We start from the raw sequence: 16469 nt of genomic DNA, 5'->3' as shown, positions 1-16469 counted from the left end.
CCTTCGAGGCGACGGTGACACGGCTGCGGCAGCACGACTGGGAGATCGTCTCCAGCCATGCCGAGCAGGACGTCACCTACCGCACCCTCGCCAAGCGCGGCTGGAAGCTGTACGCCCGGTACTACGCCGCGGAGAGCGCCGGGTGGACCGTGTCCCTCAACGCGGTCGAGGACAGCTGCCGGCTGCCCGGGAAGATCAAGGGCGGCTACGAGGACCCGGTCTGACAGCCGGAGTCGGCGATCACGAAGTGGCCCGCCGGGGACTCCCGGAGGGTGTGGGTGACGAACGTGTTGTACAGCCCCATGTCCTGCTCCGAGCCGTTCGCGTACGCGTGGCCGCCCGAGGTGTGCGCCCGGCCGGCCGTCACATGCGCGTAGTTCGTCGCCGTGAAGCACCGGGCCGGGGCCGCGCCGCCCGACGTGGTCGCGGTGACGGCGGACGAGCCCGCCCCGGCGGCTCCCGAGGAGTCGGCCGCGGTCACCGAGTAGCGGTAGGAGGTGCCGGCGGTCAGGCCGGTGTCCGTGAAGGACACCGAGGCGGTCGTGGTCACCTTCGCGCCGTCGCGGTACACCGCGTAGGAGGCCGCGCCGTCGACCGCGTTCCAGGCCAGTGAGGCGCTGCTGTCCGTGACCCCGGTGACCTTCAGGCCGGCGGGTGCGGGCAGCCCGTCCCCACCGCCCGGTGTGTTCCCGTCGAGTCCCCAGAACACGCCCGTGTGGTACGCCGAGCAGATGGTGTTCAGGAAGTACGCGGCCGTCGACCCGCACTGCTCCGCGCCCGACCCCGGGCTCACCGGCAGACCGTGTCCCATGCCGGACACCGAGAACGTCTCCACGGCCGGCTGCCCGGACGGGTCGTCGTAGACGCTCCGGGTGGTGTTGCCGGGCAGGCTCTGGGTGCTGGACGGGGTCTGGCCGATGCCCCAGACGTCGGTCCACTGGTCGCGCAGCGCCGTGGCGTTGGCCGGGTAGACCGTGTAGTCCGAGGTGCCCTGCCAGATGGCGACCCGCGGCCAGGGGCCGGTCCAGCCCGGGTAGGAGCCGCGGACCTTGTCGCCCCACTGGGCGGGGGAGAGCTTCTGCGGGCCCGTCTGGCAGCCGGACGCGGCGGCCTGGCTGGTGGCGCACTGCGCGGGAAGCCCGGAGGCCACCGACCCGCCCGCGAAGACGTCCGGGTAGGCGGCCAGCAGGTCGGCGGTCATCCCGCCGCCCGCCGACAGCCCGGTGACGTACACCCGGCGGCCGTCGGAGCCGTACGTCTGCTTCGCGTACTCGACCATCTGCACGATGGACGCGGCCTCGCCGCGGCCCCGCGTGCTCTCGGCCTGGTCGAACCAGCCGAAGCAGGACAGCGCGTTGTTCGCCGAGGTGGTCTGGGGGAAGACGACGTCGAAGCCCCACAGATCGGCGTACTTGGTCCAGCCCGAGTTGGTGTAGTAGGCGGTGGCCGTCTGGGTGCAGCCGTGCAGGGCGACCACCAGGGGTGCGCCCGCCGGCACGCTGTCGGGGGTGTAGGCGAACATCTGGAGATTGCCGGGGTTCGAGCCGAAGCCGGTGACCTGCTGAAGCCCGGCGGCCGCCGGAGCCGCGGGTGCGGCGACGGCGGGGGCCGGATGCGCGGCGAGCAGGGCGAGCAAGCCACAGACGGCTATGGAGGCGACGCGGCGGAGCAGGCGTCGCAGGATCGGTGGGCGCACGGTGGGGCCTCCTCGTCGGACGTGCGGACTGCTGCCGGAACCTACGAGCCGGGGGACGGGCCGCCCATGTGGCAGGCGGACATCCGCCGCCCACCGCTGTGTGCGGCGCTCCTCTTGCGCCCGCTCCCGGCCCGCCGGGGCACGCCAGGCCCGCCGTCCCGCACCATGTACGCCGCCACCATGCGGCCGCACCGGGGTGTGTGCACCGACCCCGTGTGATGCGGGCGGCGACGTCCTTACGGTGACGCCCATGCAGACTTCCCGGACCCCTCAGCACGACCCCCCCTCCCTCGCCGGACGTACCGCCCTGGTCACCGGGGCCGCGAGCGGCATCGGACTGGCCTGTGCGGAGGCACTCGCCGCCGCGGGAGCCCATGTGCACGTGGTGGACAAGGCGGGCGACGCCGCCAAGAGCCTGGCGACACGCATCGGTGGAACGGCCTGGGTGGCCGACCTCTCCGTGGCCGAGGCGGTGGACGGGCTGCCCGCCGACGCGGACATCGTGGTCAACAACGCGGGGCTGCAGCATGTGGCGCCCGTGCACGAATTCCCGCCGGACCGCTTCGCGCTGATCCACCGCGTCATGGTGGAAGCCCCGTTCCGCATCTTGCGCCGCACGCTCCCCGGCATGTACGAACGCGGCTGGGGCCGCGTCGTCAACATCTCGTCCGTGCACGGGTTGCGGGCAAGTCCCTACAAGTCGGCCTATGTCTCGGCCAAGCACGCACTGGAGGGGCTCAGCAAAGTGGTCGCACTCGAAGCGGCGCCGCACGGAGTGACGAGCAACTGCGTCAGCCCCGGCTACGTCCGCACGCCCCTGGTCGAGGACCAGATCGCGGACCAGGCCCGCAGCCACGGCATCTCCGAACAGGAGGTGGTGGGCCGGGTGCTGCTGGAACGCAGCGCCCTCAAGTCGCTGATCGAGCCCGGTGACGTGGCCGGTGCCGTCCTGTGGCTGTGCGGGCCGGGCACGTCGCACATCACCGGAAGCTCCCTCACGATGGACGGCGGCTGGACCGCCAACTGACCACCGACCACCTCTGGAAGCCGGAAGAACGATGGCCGCCCATGTCTGAACCGTCCCCCTCCGCCGCACCCCTCCTGGCACGTCTCCTCGACCTGCTGGCCGACGACGCCCCCGCCGAGGCTCTGGGCGCCGTCACCTCGGAGGCCAGGGCCGCGGGTGTGCCCGCGGCCGAACTGGCCGAGGTGGAGAGGGCGGCCGCCACCGCCCTGCGCATCAGGGGCGCCCTGCGCCAGCACCGGCGCAGGGAACTCCAGCTCACCGCCCTCTTCGACACGGCGGGCGACCTGGCGGCCTCCCGGGACCTGGACGACGTGCTCAAGGCGATCGTGCGGCGGGCCAGGATGCTGCTGGGCACCGACACCGCCTATCTCACGCTCCCCGACGAGGAGGCCGGGGACACTTACATGCGGGTGACCGACGGGTCGGTGTCCGTCCTGTTCCAGCGGCTCCGGCTCGAACTGGGCGAGGGGCTCGGCGGACTGGTGGCGCAGACCGCGAGCCCGTACGCGACTCCCGACTACCGCACCGACGAGCGCTTCCACCACACCCGCAACATCAACGCCGGTGTGCTGGACGAAGGGCTGGTGGCGATCCTGGGCGTGCCCCTGCTGCTCGGCTCCAGCCGGGGCGGCACGGGCAAGGTCATCGGTGTCCTCTTCGCGGCCGACCGCGCCGCGCGGGTCTTCAGCCCCGACGAGGTGGCCCTGCTCTGCTCGCTCGCCGCGCACGCCGCGATCGCGATCGACACCGCCCGGGCCCTTGACGACACCCGTAGCGCCCTCGCGGAACTCGCCGGCGCGAACGCGGAACTGGCCGAGGCCAACGCCGCCGTACGCGCGCACTCGGCCGCCATGCGGCGAGCCGAGGAGGCCCACGACCGGCTCACCGACCTGGTGCTGCGCGGCGGCGACGTGAAGGACGTCGCCGTGTCCGTCGCCGGGCTGCTCGACAGTCCGCTGACCATCCACGACCCCGGCGGGCGCCCGCTGGCGGCCGTACGGCCCGACGGCACCGGATTCGCCGCCGACAGCATGGACGCCGGCTGGCTCGCCGGCACCGCCGAGGAGTCCCGCCACGGGGCGCGCGCCGTGCACCGCGACGGCCGGTGGATCTGCGCCGTGCTCGCCGGCCAGGAGCTCCTGGCCAGCCTGGTGCTGCACCGCCCGGACCGGCTCGACGACTCCGACCGGAGGCTCTTCGAACGCGCCGCCGTCGTCACCGGCCTCCTCCTGCTGCTGCGCCGCACGGTCGCCGAGACCGAGAACCGGATACGGGGCGAGCTGATCAGCGACCTGCTCGGTGACCCGGAGCGCGATCCGGCCGGGCTGGCCGAGCGGGGCCGGCGACTGGGCATCGACCTGGACCGGCCGCACCTCCTGCTGGTGGCGGAGGCGGCGGCCAGGGAGAGACTCGGCGGCGCCGCGATGAGGTATCTGTTCGGCGGGGACATCCACGGAGTGAGCGCCGAACACGCGGGCACCGTCGTGCTGCTGATCGACTGCGACGCAGGCGGCACACCCGTGGGTGATGCCGCACGGGCGGCAGCCGCGCAGCTCGGCCACCTGGTCCAGGCGCCCGTCACGGTCGCCGGTACGGGACCGGCCCGGGGCGCCCGCGAACTCGCCGCCGCCTACGCGGAAGCCGCGCGCTGCCTGCGCGCCATGCGGGTGCTGGGGCGCGAGGGCGAAGGAGCCTGCGTCGACGAACTCGGCTTCCTGGGCGTCGTGCTGGGCAACGCGAAGGACGTGGACGGCTTCGTGACCGCGGTGCTGGGGCCGCTGCTGCGCTACGACGAACGGCGCGGCACCCACCTCGTACGGACACTGCGGGCGTACTTCGGCGCGGGCGGCAGCCTGATCCGGGCCAAGGACGAACTGCACGTGCACGTGAACACGGTGGTGCAGCGCCTCGACCGGATCCAGGTGCTGCTGGGCCGCGACTGGAACGAGCCCGACCGGGCGCTGGAGCTCCAGCTCGCCCTGCGCCTGCACCTGCTGTCGGGCGGCCGGGACCGCTGAGCCCCGGGCCGCCCGCCGGCCGCCTCACCGCAGGACGGACACCGCCCCCAGCAGGGCGTCGGCGACCTCGCCCGCCCCCTTGTCCCCCGTCAGCACCGTGTAGTGGTTGACGTCCTCGACGCGAACCGCCCTGACGTTCGTGCCGGGCTGGCCCGCCGCCGCGAGCCGGGACTCGTCGTACAGCCCCTGCTCCTCGTTCATCAGCCCGCGTTGCGCCCACAACAGAGTCGCCGGCTGGGGGAGTTCGCGTACGGCAGCGAGCACCTCGTCCTGGAACAGGCCCACTCCGTCCGTGCGGACCGCCTCCAGCCGGCAGCCCGAGCGCATCGTGGGTTCCTCGCCGGTCAGGTCGCGCTGGATGTACGCGTCCACCTCCGGCGACCAGGCGTCGCCCCCGAACGCGGGGTGGGCCCGCCAGAACGACCGGTACGCGTCCCGGTCGGGGAACGTCATCGACAGCCGGTCCATCGCCGGCCCGATCACGGCCGTCATCAGCTCGTCCACCGACAGGTGCGTGGGCGCCGGAAAGCCGAACCCGCCGTCGACGAGCACCAGCGGCCCGAAGCGCTCCGGATGACGTACGGCCGCGAGCGCCGCCACGAAGGCCCCCATGGAATGACCCGCCAGGACCACCCGGTCCCGGCCGAGCGCCTCGGCGAGAGCGGCCGCGTCGTCCGCGTGTGCGGCGATGCCGTACGGGCCGGGAAGCCCGGCGCTGCCGGCCCGGCCGCGCAGGTCCGGGGCGACCAGCGTGGCCCGGCCGGCGAGGAGGCGGGCCACCGGCCCCCAGGACAGCGCGTTGGCCGTGATGCCGTGCAGGGCCACCACCAGCGGGGCACCGGGATCACGGGCGGGCCAGCGAAGCGCGGCCAGTTCGCCGCCGGTGACGGGGACGCGTATCTCCTCGTACGGGATCATCGGTTCTCCTCACGGGTCCTGCGCAGACGGGACGGCAGGCGGGCCAGGCCGCCGGGCAGCAGGTGTACCACGGCCACGAACAGCACCCCGAGCAGGAAGAGCGGCTGGGAGAGCGGCACGCGCAGGACCGCCGGCAGATCGGCGACGGCACCCGAACCGGCGAGGTCGCCGAGCCGGTGGTCGGCCCAGGTGTAGAGGATGCCGCCGACCATCGGACCCCAGCGGGTGCCCGATCCGCCCAGCACCACCATCACGAGCAGCGACAGGGTGAAGTCCGAGGTCGTCGTCTGGGGTGTGGAGCCGCCGGTCAGCAGCAGATGGACGAGTCCGCCCGCCGCCGCCAGCGCCCCGGCCAGGACGAAGGCCGTCAGCTTGAACCCGTACGGCTTCAGGCCCAGGACCTCCACCCGGCGTTCGTTCTCCTTGATGCCCTCCCAGACCCGGCCGGTGGGGGAGCGCACCGCCCAGTGGACGACGCCCAGCGTGAGGACGAGGTAGGCGAGCGCGATCCAGTACAGATTCGCGGTGTGGTCGATGCCGACCAGCCATGAGGGCAGCAGCTCCGCCGGAGCCGCCCGGCCCTCCTCGCCTCCGGTGAAGCCGCCCGGGTTGCGGGAGACGAGGATCGAGCCGGCCTGCGCGAAGGCGAGCGTCACCATGGAGAAGCCGATGCCGGTGACCCTCAGGCTCACCGAGCCCAGCACCAGGGCGAGCGCGGCGCCGAAACACAGTCCGAGGACGGCGGCAGCGGCGAAGGGCAGGCCCGCCTCCAGCAGGAACATGTTCGTGGCGTAGCTGCCCGCCGCGAAGTACAGGGCGTGCCCGAAGGACAGCAGCCCCGTACGGCCCAGCAGCAGGTCGTAGCCGGTGGCGAGGGCGCCGAACAGCAGGCAGGTCGCCAGGAGTTGCAGGCTCCCAGGGCTCCCGACGGGGCCGTCCAGCAGCCCGGGGAGCGGCAGGGCGCTGTAGGGCGCGACGATCAGGAGCACGAGGACGGCGGCCGGCCACCAGCGCAGCGGCCGGGCCCGGTCGCGACCGGGTGCCGGGGGCACGGCGGTGGGGGCGAGTGCGGGTGTGGTGGCGGTGCTCACGCGAGCCTCCCGGTCAGTCCGCGCGGCCGGAAGAGCAGCAGCGCGGCGAGCAGGACGACGACCGCCAGGTCGCCGAGGCCCGCTGCGGTGTAGTAGTTGGCGAACTGCTGGACCAGGCCGATGACCACGGCCGCCACGGCCGCGCCGGTCACCGACCCCATGCCGCCCGTGACCACGACGACGAACGCGAAGATCAGCAGCGAGGTGCCCTGCCGGGGGTCGACCGAGCCGAAGTACAGCCCGCCGAGCGCCCCGCCCAGCGCGGCGGCGCAGCCGCCGATCGCGAAGACCAGCGTGAAAGCCTTGCGGACGTCGATGCCCAGCGCGGTGACCATCGCCCGGTCCTCGACCCCGGCCCGTACGACCAGGCCGTGCCGGGTCCGGCCGAGGAACAGCCGCAGTGCGACCAGGACGACGACCGCCGCAGCGACGAGCACCAGCCGGTTGACCGGTACGTCCGCGCCCAGGAGCCCGAAGGTGCCGGACAGCGCCTCGGGGCCGGGGAAGGTCCGGGCGTCCGAACCCCAGATGCCCGACAGCAGGGCGGGCACGGCGAGTCCGACACCGACCGTGGCGAGCACCTGTTCCCGGGGCCGGGTGTACAGGGGCCGTACGACGGCCAGTTCGAGCACCACGGCGGCCAGCGTGCCCACCGCCGTACCGAACAGGACCGCCAGCGCGAAGCCCCAGCCGCCCGGGCCGGCGCCGGGCAGATGGCCTGACGCCGCCCACCAGGTGCCGTACGCGCCGATGGAGAGCAGCGCCCCGTGGGCGAAGTTGAGCACGTCCATCAGGCCGAAGATCAGCGAGAGCCCCGACGCGATGAGGAAGTAGAGCGCCCCCAGACCGAGTCCGGTCATGGTGAGCAGCACGATGGTGGACATCAGGAATCCGCCTCCGCGGTCAGGTCCTGTCTGGAGTCGAGCGGGCCCTGGCCCACGCCGAGCAGTCGGCGGGTGGCCTCCGGGTCGCCCAGCAGTCCGGCCGCCTCGCCCTGATGGGCCGTCCGGCCGTCGGCGAGCACCACACAGTGCTGGGCGAGCCGGCGCACGACGGCGAGATTCTGCTCGACCAGGAGCACGGGCGCCGCCTCGGCGGCGCGTTCCAGCACCCGGGCGACCTCGGTGACGACCTTGGGGGCCAGGCCCTTGGTGGGCTCGTCGGCGATGATCAGCCGGTTGCCGTTGAGCAGGGTGCGCCCGATGGCCACCATCTGCTGCTGGCCGCCGGACAGCGTCCCCGCCAACTGCCGGCCCCGGCGCTTAAGTTCCGGGAAGAGTTCATGGACCAGGCCGTACGCGGGTCCGTCCGCGCCCCGGCGTTCGGCAAGACGCAGATTCTCCGCGACGGTGAGACCGGCGAAGATCCCCCTGTCCTCGGGGGCGTAGCCGATGCCCCGGCGGACCAGGGTGTGGGTGGGCAGGCCCACGGTCTCCTCACCGTCGAGGAGCACGCTCCCGGCGCGTGGCACGAGCCCTAGGACGCCGCGCACGGTCGTGGTCTTGCCGGCCCCGTTGCGGCCGAGCAGCGCGGTCACCCCGTGGCGTGCCACGTCCAGGTCCACCCCGTGCAGGATGTGCCGGCCGCCGATGAGGACGCGCAGGTCCCGCACGGCGAGCAGCGGGGGAGAGGGCGTGTTCACAGTCCCTCCCCGAGGTAGGCCTGCTGGACGACGGGGTCGGCGGTCACGGCGCCCGGGGTGTCCAGGGCGAGCAGGCGGCCGTGGTGCATCACGGCCAGCCGGTCGGCGAGTCCCAGCAGGACGTCCATGTGGTGCTCGACCATGAGCACGGTGCGGCCCTCCTCGCGGTGCAGCGTGCGGATCAAGTCGGTGAGGGCGGGGACCTCCTCGGCGCTCACCCCGGCCATCGGCTCGTCGAGCAGCATGAGCCTGGGCTCGCCCACGAGCAGCACAGCGAGTTCCAGCTTGCGTTTCTCGCCGTGGGAGAGCTCGGCCGCCGTGGCCCCGGCGCGGTGCCCGAGGCCGGTGCGCTCCAGTACGCCGTTCACCTCGGCGGTGAACGGGGAAGCGCGCCGCCAGAGCCGGTGCGAGCCGCCGTCCCTGGCCTGCGCGGCCAGCCGGACGTGCTCGGCCACGGTCATCTGCGGCCAGAGGCTGGAGGTCTGGAACGTCCGGCCGATCCCGCGCCGCGCACGGGTGTGCACCGGCAGGCCGGTCAGGTCCGCGCCGTCCAGCGCCAGGGTGCCCGCGGTGGGCAGGACGATCCCGCTGATCAGGTTGAACAGGGACGTCTTGCCCGCCCCGTTGGGCCCGATGAAGGCGAGGAACTCGCCCTCCCGGACGTCGAGCGTGATGTCCTCGACGATGGTCGCCCCGCCGACGCGCCAGCCCAGCCGGTCCAGTCGGAGCACCGGAGCGCCCGTGCGCGCCCCCTCGTCCCGCGCGGTGGCGGTGCCGGATGCGGTCACGGGTCAGCCCGCCGAGGGCTTCGTGGGCGGGGCCACCGCGTCCATCGGCTGCGTGCTGACCAGCTCGGGCTTCGCGGCGGCTCCCGAGCCGTTGAGCTTGGCCACGAACATCGGCTGCACCAGCGCGTGGTCCTCGGCGCGGATCTGCTGCCTGCCCTTCACCCCGTCGAAGCTCCAGCCCTCCAGGGCCTTCACCATGGCGGCGGTGTCGGTGGCGCTGCCCTCCTCGACGGCCCGCACGATCATCTGCGCCGCGGTGAAACCGTCGGTGCTGAAGAGGTCGGGCGTGCCGCCCGCCTTCTCGACCCCGTCGAGCATGGCCTTCTCGACGGCGTTGTTGCCGCCCGCGCCGGGGAAGTAGTGCGCAAGGAAGGAGACCTTCGCGCCGGCCGCTCCGAAGACCGGGTACGAGGCCGTCCCGGCCAGCCCGGTGACGACCTTGCCGGCGCTCAGCACGCCCTGCTGGTCCAGGGCGGTCCACAGCGCCGGTGCGGTCGCGCCCGCCCAGGCGACGAAGACCAGATCGGGACCGCCCGCCTTGACCTGCCGGGCGAAGGGCGTCAGGTCCGTGGCGCTGGGCGGGGCCAGGACGGAGCCAACCGTCGCCCCCTCGGCACCCAGGACCGCCTTGACGGCGGCGACGTTGGCCTGGCCGAAGGTGGAGTCCTGCGCGAGGACGGTGACCTTCTTGCCCTTGGGGTCCCCGAGCATGGTTCCCGCGGTGAGGATGTCCTGGTAGGACTGCCGGCCGGACCGGAAGGTGTACGTGTTGACCCCGGTCACCGCGTCCGTGGCGGCCGGGCCGTTCACGTACAGCACCTTGTTCTGGGCGGCCAGCGGGGCCATCTGGAGCGCGACGCCGGAGTCGGTGGTGCCGGCCAGCACCTTGTAGCCCTTGCCGATCAGATTCTTCGCCGCGGAGACCGCCTTGCCGGGGTCGCCCGCGTCGTCCTGCTCGGTGACCTCGATCGGATGGCCGCCCGCCTTGCCGGTGCCCTTCGTCGCGTAGTCGAGGCCCGCCACGAACCCGTCGCGGTACTGCTTCCCGTACGCGGCGAGCAGTCCCGTACGGGAGTAGACGAGGCCCACCTTCACGGCCTCGTCCTCACCCTCGGACCCGGAATCGCTGCCCGCCTGCCCGGCGGCGGTGCATCCCACCAGGAGCAGACCCGCGGCGCCGAGCGCGACCGCGGTGAGGGTTCTTCTCTGTACGGTGCCTACGGCTCTGCGACGCATGGTGACCGGCTCCTCGGCAGGTTCGGGTGATGTCGGCCGAACCGTACGAACACCGTGGCGCCGTCGATATGGTGCAGGGCACCTCACCTGGGCGGGTGCCGGTGTGGGCACCGCACATGGGCAGGTCTCAGCGTGTGTCCGGCGGCAGGTCGATCAGCCCGCACACCGTCTCGATGTCCCGCTTCACCTGCGCGATCGACTCCCGCCCCGACAGCCAGGTGATCAGCGCCGAGTGCCAGGTGTGCTCGATGACGCGGACCACGGACAACTGCTCCTGCGTGGGGTTCTCCAGCCCCATCGCGTCCAGGACGATGGCCGTCGTCAGCCTGGAGACGGCGTCCACCTCGGGGCTGACCCCGCGGTCGGCGAAGGTCAGCGCACGCACCATGGCGTCCGCCAGGTGGGGATCCCGCTGGAGCGCCCGGAAGGCCCGCATCAGGGTTTCGGCGACCCGCTGGGCGGCGTCGTCCCCGGCGGGCGGCTGCCTGCGGAGCGTGACGTGCAGGTGCTGGAGCTGGTCCTGCATGATCGCGACCAGCAGATGGACCTTGGACGGGAAGTAGCGGTAGAGCGTGCCCAGGGCGACCCCGGCGGCGTCCGCCACCTCACGCATCTGCACCGCCTCGAAGCCACCCCGCCCGGCGAGCTGGGCACCGGCCCGCAGAATGCTGCTGCGGCGGGCCTCCTGGCGTTCCGTCAGGGGAGCCGCTGCCGGTCTGGCTTCCGCTGTCATCTGTCCCCATCCAGAAAGGGAGAACCGGTTCCCTGTCCGGCCGGGCGCCGGATTCCGGGGGCGCACAGCATGCCAGGGTGTCCGCCGTGGCGCGAATCACCTGATCCGGCCGTCACGCCGACGCTACCTGCCGGTAGATTCGGTGCGGGTTGAACGAACGAGTCTGAAACTTGTTCTAGATTAGCGCGACCGGTTACGCTCCGGCGAAAACGCAGTGAGAAGGGGGCCGAGTGTGACCGCTGAGGCCATTGAGACGGGCCCCTTCGCGGGCGGCAGTGCGTCGGGCACCGACGGTGACCGGCCGTTGCGCATCGCACTCCTGACCTACAAGGGCAACCCCTTCTGCGGCGGCCAGGGCGTCTACGTCCGCCACCTCGGACGGGAGCTGGCCCGGCTCGGCCACAGCGTCGAAGTGATCGGCGCCCAGCCCTACCCCGTGCTCGACGAGGGCGTCCCGCTCACCGAGCTGCCGAGCCTCGACCTCTACCGCCAGCCCGACCCGTTCCGCACCCCGGGACGCGGTGAGTACCGCGACTGGATCGACCTCGCCGAGGTCGCCACCATGTGGACCGGCGGCTTCCCCGAACCGCTGACCTTCAGCCTGCGGGCGCGACGTCATCTCCTCGCCAGGCGCGGTGACTTCGACGTCGTGCACGACAACCAGACGCTCGGCTACGGCCTGCTCGGGGACCTCGGCGCACCCCTCGTCACCACGATCCACCACCCGATCACCGTCGACCGCCAACTGGACCTGGACGCCGCGGAGTCGACGCGGCGCCGGCTCTCCGTGCGCCGCTGGTACGGCTTCACCCGGATGCAGAAGCGCGTCGCCCGCCGTCTGCCGTCCGTCCTCACGGTCTCCGGCTCGTCGCAGCAGGAGATCACCGAGCACCTCGGGGTGCGCCGGGACCGTATCCAGGTGGTGCACATCGGCGCCGACACCGACCTCTGGTCGCCCGACCCCTCGGTCGCCGAGGTCCCCGGCCGGATCGTCACCACCTCCAGCGCCGACGTGCCGCTCAAGGGCCTCGTCCACCTCGTGGAGGCCCTCGCCAAGCTCCGCACCGAGAACCCGGGGGCGCACCTCGTGGTCGTCGGCAAGCGGGCCGAGCGCGGGCCCGTCGCCCAGGCCATCGAGCGCTACGGACTCCAGGACGCCGTCGAGTTCGTCAAGGGCATCAGCGACGCCGAACTCGTCGACCTGGTCCGCAGCGCGCAGGTCTCCTGCGTCCCCTCGCTGTACGAGGGCTTCTCGCTGCCCGCCGCCGAGGCCATGGCCACCGGGACCCCGCTGGTGGCCACCACCGGCGGCGCCATCCCGGAGGTCACGGGGCCCGACGGGGAGACCTGCCTCGCCGTGCCGCCCGGAGACGCGGGGGCGCTGGCCGCCGCTCTCGGCCGGCTACTCGGCGACCGTGAACTGCGCGCCCGCCTCGGCGAGGCCGGCCGCGCCCGGGTGCTGGCCAACTTCACCTGGGCCAAGGCCGCCCTCGGCACCGTCGAGCTGTACCGTCAGTCGATCGCCGCCCGGGGAGCCCGCAGGTGATCGCCCCCGTGGCTCCCGGATTCCGTACCTCCGACCTCGAAGGCAGGCCCCCGTGCTGACCGTCGACTTCACCCGCTTCCCGCTCGCCGCCGGCGACCGGGTGCTCGATCTGGGCTGCGGCGCCGGCCGGCATGCCTTCGAGTGCTACCGGCGCGGCGCCCAGGTGGTGGCCCTCGACCAGAACGCCGAGGAGATCCGCGAGGTCGCGAAGTGGTTCGCCGCGATGAAGGAGGCCGGTGAGGCACCCGCGGGCGCGACCGCCACCGCGATGGAGGGCGACGCGCTCAACCTGCCGTTCCCCGACGCCTCCTTCGACGTCGTGATCATCTCGGAGGTGATGGAGCACATCCCCGACGACAAGGGCGTGCTCGCCGAGATGGTCCGTGTGCTCAAGCCCGGAGGCCGGATCGCGATCACCGTGCCGCGCTACGGCCCGGAGAAGGTCTGCTGGACGCTCTCCGACGCGTACCACGAGGTCGAGGGCGGCCACATCCGCATCTACAAGGCCGACGAACTCCTCGGCAAGATCCGGGAAGCCGGACTCAAGCCCTACGGCACCCACCACGCGCACGCGCTGCACAGCCCGTACTGGTGGCTGAAGTGCGCGTTCGGCGTGGACAACGACAAGGCGCTGCCGGTGCGCGCCTATCACAAGCTGCTGGTCTGGGACATCATGAAGAAGCCCCTGGCCACCCGGGTCGCCGAGCAGTTGCTCAACCCGGTCGTCGGCAAGAGCTTCGTGGCGTACGCGACCAAGCCCCACCTGCCGAAGGCCGAGGCGTGAGCACGCCGGAGCAGACCGAACACCTCGTCCTGCCGGGCGTCCTCACCGCCGAGCAGGCCGCCGAGACCGTGGCCGCGCTGCTCGCGGTGCAGCGCGAGGACGGGGCGCTGCCCTGGTTCCGCGGCCACCACCTCGACCCGTGGGACCACACCGAGGCCGCGATGGCGCTGGACGCGGCCGGTGAGCACGAGGCCGCCGCCCGCGCCTACGCATGGCTGGCCCGCCACCAGAACGAGGACGGTTCCTGGTACGCCGCCTACCACGACGGCGACCCCGACCGGCCGACCGACCTGGGACGCGAGACCAACTTCTGCGCCTACGTGGCCGTCGGTGTCTGGCACCACTACCTCGCCACGGGCGACGACGCGTTCGTCGACCGGATGTGGCCGACGGTCCACGCGGCGATCGAATTCGTGCTGCGGCTCCAGCAGCCCGGCGGCGAGATCGGCTGGAAGCGGGAACCCGACGGCACCCCGGTCACCGACGCCCTGCTGACCGGCTCCTCCTCCGTCCACCAGGCGCTGCGCTGCGCCCTGGCCCTGGCCGAGGATCGCGAGGAACCGCAGCCCGACTGGGAACTGGCGACCGGAGCGCTCGGCCACGCGATCCGCAGCCACCCGGAGCGCTTCCTGGACAAGAGCCGCTACTCGATGGACTGGTACTACCCGATCCTCGGCGGCGCGGTGGCCGGCACGGCCGCGACGCAGCGGATCGAGGACGGCTGGGACAGCTTCGTGGTCCCCGGTCTCGGTGTGCGCTGTGTGCTGCCCAACCCATGGGTGACGGGCGGTGAGAGCTGCGAACTGGCCCTGGCGCTCTGGGTGACGGGGGAGTCGGACCGTGCGCTGGAGATCCTGCAGTCCATCCAGCACCTGCGGGCCGAGGGCGGCCTCTACTGGACGGGATACGTCTTCGAGGGCGAGCGGGCCATATGGCCGGAGGAACTCACCACCTGGACCGCCGGATCACTGCTGCTGGCGGTGGCCGCGCTCGGGGGGGACGAGGCGACCACCGCGGTCTTCAGCGGTGAACGGCTGCCGACGGGGCTGGAACCGGACTGCTGCGGTGGGCAGGGCGTCCGCTAGAAGCGGCGGACCCGGCCCGCCACGGCGTGACCGATGAACAGATAGACGACGGCGGCCAGACCGTAACCGGTGACGACGCGCGCCCACGCTTCATCGAAGGTGAACAGGTCGTACGACCAGCCGGCCAGCCAGCGGGCCGAGTCCTGGACCCACTGAACCAGGTCGTTGCCCCGGTTGGCGTCGAGCAGGTACATCAGGATCCACAGAATGATGATGAAGGCCATGATGTCCGCGACGACGGCTATGACGCGTGCAGCGGTACTGCTTCCTGTGCCTGTTCTGGGAGACATGCTCTCCGGATTGCCGCTTTACCGTGAGTGAAACCCGTACGGCGTGCGCCGGGTGGCGGCCCGCTCCCGCACGGGCGAGCCTGGCGACGAGTGCCGACCCAGGTCACTCACCGTGAGAACCCCGGTCAGGGAGGCTTGTCGTGCCCCGTTCCGTACCGCTCCGCCGGCTCCTCGTGGCGCTGCTGCTGTCCTGCACCGTGCTGGCGGGGACCACGGCCTGCGGTGACGACGACGGCACCGGGACGGCGAGCAGCTCCGCGAGCCCCGGCCCCACGACGTCGGCCGAGAAGCAGAAGTTCGCCAAGACGCGCTTCGTGGCGAACGCGGGCCTGGCGGCGGGTGCGACATACCAGTGGATCGTGAAGCCCTACAGGGCGGGGAAGTTCAAGAAGGGCGCGGACGGGCGGACCTTCGCGATGGTCAAGGCGGGAGTCGCAGGCGCCTTCGCGTACAACAGGCTCAAGGCCGCGGCGGACAACGCCAAGGGCGACCCGCTCCTGGCGAAGGCCGTCGCGCCGCTGACCGCCGGGATCGACTCGCTCAAGGAGCTGGCCACCAAGATGGGCAAGGGTGAGGCGGGCGCCGGGGACGTAGGGGCCTTCGAGGGCGTCATCAACAGCATCAAGGACGCCGGGAAGAGCGCGGGCGCCGAGGTGGAGAACAAGGTCCCGTCCACCTCCCAACTGGGCGGATGAACCGCTGAGGAGACCGTCGTACCCCGCATAGGGTGCGAGGATGACCCTCCTTGCGCACGTGCGCTACTGCGACGAGATAATGGCCCAGACCGAGCAGCTGGGTGAGCTGGTCCAGGGCGCGGACCTCACGCGGCGAGTCCCCACCTGCCCCGACTGGAACCTGCGCGAACTCGTCGTCCATGTCGGTGCCGCGCACCGCTGGGCGGGCGAGATGGTCCGTACCCGGGCAGCCGGCGAGATCCCCGAGGACCGGGTGCCGGACGCCGGCGGCCCGGCCGGAGGCGACCCGGCAGCTCTGGTGGAGTGGCTGTCCGCCGGCGCCGCCGCGACGGTGGACGCCCTGCGCGAGGCCGGCCCGGACACCGAGGTCTGGACCTGGGCATGGGAACGCCGGACCGCCTTCTGGGCCCGGCGCATGGCACATGAGACGGCCGTCCACCGGGCGGACGCCGCCCTTGCCGCGGGGACGGCTTTTGAAGTGGCACCCGATCTGGCGGCCGACACGATCACCGAATGGCTGCAGATCGTCGCCTTCGCCCAGGCCGAGGGCGACCCGGAAGCAGCCGAACTGCGCGGTGGTGGACGGTCCTTGCACCTGCACGCCACGGATGTGCCGGGAGCGGAGTGGCTGATCGACTTCGGTGAGGACGGTTTCACCTGGCGCCACGCCCACGGGAAGGCGACCGTGGCCCTCAGGGGGCCGCTGACCGAACTGATGCTGGCGTTCAACCGAAGGCAGAGGCCGGACGAGGGCGGCCTGGAAGTCCTGGGAGACCGGGGGCTGCTGGACTTCTGGCTGGAGCGGTCGTCATTCGGCTGAGGACCACCGGGCACGGCGGATGCTCCCGGGGGTGACGGGGGCCGGGGAACGGCAGTGGCCCCCGCCCTTTCGGGCGGGGGCCACTCGGGCGTGCGACGGC

Annotated in this window: 16 protein-coding genes and 1 pseudogene; 8 read left to right on the top strand and 9 right to left on the bottom strand. The window is 72.5% G+C overall.

Features of this window, described 5'->3' with window-relative positions; genetic code table 11:
* Positions 1-224: pseudogene (locus ACFWFI_RS29130) on the top strand (hypothetical protein); the annotation flags it as partial.
* On the opposite strand, the gene ACFWFI_RS29125 reads toward ACFWFI_RS29130, so the two are convergent.
* The gene (locus tag ACFWFI_RS29125) at positions 206-1696 is read right to left on the bottom strand and encodes an extracellular catalytic domain type 1 short-chain-length polyhydroxyalkanoate depolymerase (RefSeq protein ID WP_387395754.1); all 1491 of its coding nucleotides are present in this window, start codon (positions 1694-1696) and stop codon (positions 206-208) included. The pseudogene ACFWFI_RS29130 and the gene ACFWFI_RS29125 sit on opposite strands and share 19 nt — an antisense overlap.
* Before the next feature lie 250 nt (positions 1697-1946).
* Here ACFWFI_RS29125 and ACFWFI_RS29120 point away from each other — a divergent pair, with 250 nt between their 5' ends.
* Positions 1947-2723, top strand: a complete 777-nt coding sequence (locus tag ACFWFI_RS29120; RefSeq protein WP_387395751.1) for a 3-hydroxybutyrate dehydrogenase — start codon at positions 1947-1949, stop codon at positions 2721-2723.
* Positions 2724-2764: 41 nt separating this feature from the next.
* Positions 2765-4741 carry a helix-turn-helix domain-containing protein gene (locus ACFWFI_RS29115; RefSeq protein ID WP_387395748.1) on the top strand — a complete coding sequence of 659 codons (1977 nt, stop codon included), beginning with the start codon at positions 2765-2767 and terminating at the stop codon, positions 4739-4741.
* A gap of 24 nt (positions 4742-4765) precedes the next feature.
* On the opposite strand, the gene ACFWFI_RS29110 is transcribed toward ACFWFI_RS29115, so the two are convergent.
* The 7 genes from ACFWFI_RS29110 to ACFWFI_RS29080 all read right to left on the bottom strand — a co-directional run bounded on the left by ACFWFI_RS29110 (position 4766) and on the right by ACFWFI_RS29080 (position 11149).
* A complete protein-coding gene (locus tag ACFWFI_RS29110; RefSeq protein ID WP_387395746.1) occupies positions 4766-5659 on the bottom strand; it encodes an alpha/beta fold hydrolase in 894 nt (297 codons plus the stop codon).
* On the bottom strand, positions 5656-6750 hold the full coding sequence (locus tag ACFWFI_RS29105) for a branched-chain amino acid ABC transporter permease (protein ID WP_387395743.1): 1095 nt from the start codon (positions 6748-6750) through the stop codon (positions 5656-5658). Before ACFWFI_RS29105 ends, ACFWFI_RS29110 begins: the two co-directional genes overlap by 4 nt.
* Positions 6747-7634, bottom strand: a complete 888-nt coding sequence (locus ACFWFI_RS29100) for a branched-chain amino acid ABC transporter permease (protein ID WP_387395741.1) — start codon at positions 7632-7634, stop codon at positions 6747-6749. The genes ACFWFI_RS29105 and ACFWFI_RS29100 overlap by 4 nt, the downstream gene beginning before the upstream one ends.
* The gene (locus tag ACFWFI_RS29095; protein ID WP_387395737.1) at positions 7634-8392 is read right to left on the bottom strand and encodes an ABC transporter ATP-binding protein; all 759 of its coding nucleotides are present in this window, start codon (positions 8390-8392) and stop codon (positions 7634-7636) included. Before ACFWFI_RS29095 ends, ACFWFI_RS29100 begins: the two co-directional genes overlap by 1 nt.
* On the bottom strand, positions 8389-9180 hold the full coding sequence (locus ACFWFI_RS29090) for an ABC transporter ATP-binding protein (RefSeq protein ID WP_387395734.1): 792 nt from the start codon (positions 9178-9180) through the stop codon (positions 8389-8391). Before ACFWFI_RS29090 ends, ACFWFI_RS29095 begins: the two co-directional genes overlap by 4 nt.
* Positions 9181-9183: 3 nt before the next feature.
* Entirely contained in the window at positions 9184-10416 is a 1233-nt protein-coding gene (locus ACFWFI_RS29085) for a substrate-binding domain-containing protein (RefSeq protein WP_387395731.1), read from the bottom strand.
* Between the two features lie 127 nt (positions 10417-10543).
* Positions 10544-11149: a TetR family transcriptional regulator gene (locus ACFWFI_RS29080; protein ID WP_387395728.1), complete on the bottom strand. Its 606-nt coding sequence runs from the start codon at positions 11147-11149 to the stop codon at positions 10544-10546.
* A gap of 232 nt (positions 11150-11381) precedes the next feature.
* Here ACFWFI_RS29080 and ACFWFI_RS29075 point away from each other — a divergent pair, with 232 nt between their 5' ends.
* The 3 genes from ACFWFI_RS29075 to ACFWFI_RS29065 are packed head-to-tail and all read left to right on the top strand — an operon-like array spanning position 11382 to position 14564.
* On the top strand, positions 11382-12695 hold the full coding sequence (locus tag ACFWFI_RS29075) for a glycosyltransferase family 4 protein (protein WP_387395725.1): 1314 nt from the start codon (positions 11382-11384) through the stop codon (positions 12693-12695).
* Positions 12696-12747: 52 nt separating this feature from the next.
* Complete coding sequence (locus ACFWFI_RS29070; RefSeq protein WP_376527729.1) at positions 12748-13479, top strand: class I SAM-dependent methyltransferase; 732 nt, start codon at positions 12748-12750, stop codon at positions 13477-13479.
* On the top strand, positions 13476-14564 hold the full coding sequence (locus ACFWFI_RS29065; RefSeq protein WP_387395722.1) for a prenyltransferase: 1089 nt from the start codon (positions 13476-13478) through the stop codon (positions 14562-14564). Before ACFWFI_RS29070 ends, ACFWFI_RS29065 begins: the two co-directional genes overlap by 4 nt.
* Here ACFWFI_RS29065 and ACFWFI_RS29060 read toward each other — a convergent pair.
* Entirely contained in the window at positions 14561-14854 is a 294-nt protein-coding gene (locus ACFWFI_RS29060) for a hypothetical protein (RefSeq protein WP_099172340.1), read from the bottom strand. The two genes, ACFWFI_RS29065 and ACFWFI_RS29060, sit on opposite strands and share 4 nt — an antisense overlap.
* A gap of 140 nt (positions 14855-14994) precedes the next feature.
* On the opposite strand from ACFWFI_RS29060, the gene ACFWFI_RS29055 reads away from it, so the two are divergent.
* Complete coding sequence (locus ACFWFI_RS29055) at positions 14995-15549, top strand: hypothetical protein (RefSeq protein WP_387395720.1); 555 nt, start codon at positions 14995-14997, stop codon at positions 15547-15549.
* Positions 15550-15589: 40 nt separating this feature from the next.
* Positions 15590-16369, top strand: coding sequence for a maleylpyruvate isomerase family mycothiol-dependent enzyme (locus tag ACFWFI_RS29050; protein ID WP_387395717.1), 780 nt, complete (start codon positions 15590-15592; stop codon positions 16367-16369).
* The last annotated feature ends 100 nt before the right edge of the window (positions 16370-16469 follow it).

The organism is Streptomyces sp. NPDC060209, assembly GCF_042728155.1.
Taxonomy (GTDB): domain Bacteria; phylum Actinomycetota; class Actinomycetes; order Streptomycetales; family Streptomycetaceae; genus Streptomyces.
The sequence above is the reverse complement of the archived record's forward strand: the minus strand, read 5'-3'. Positions and strand labels throughout refer to the sequence as shown.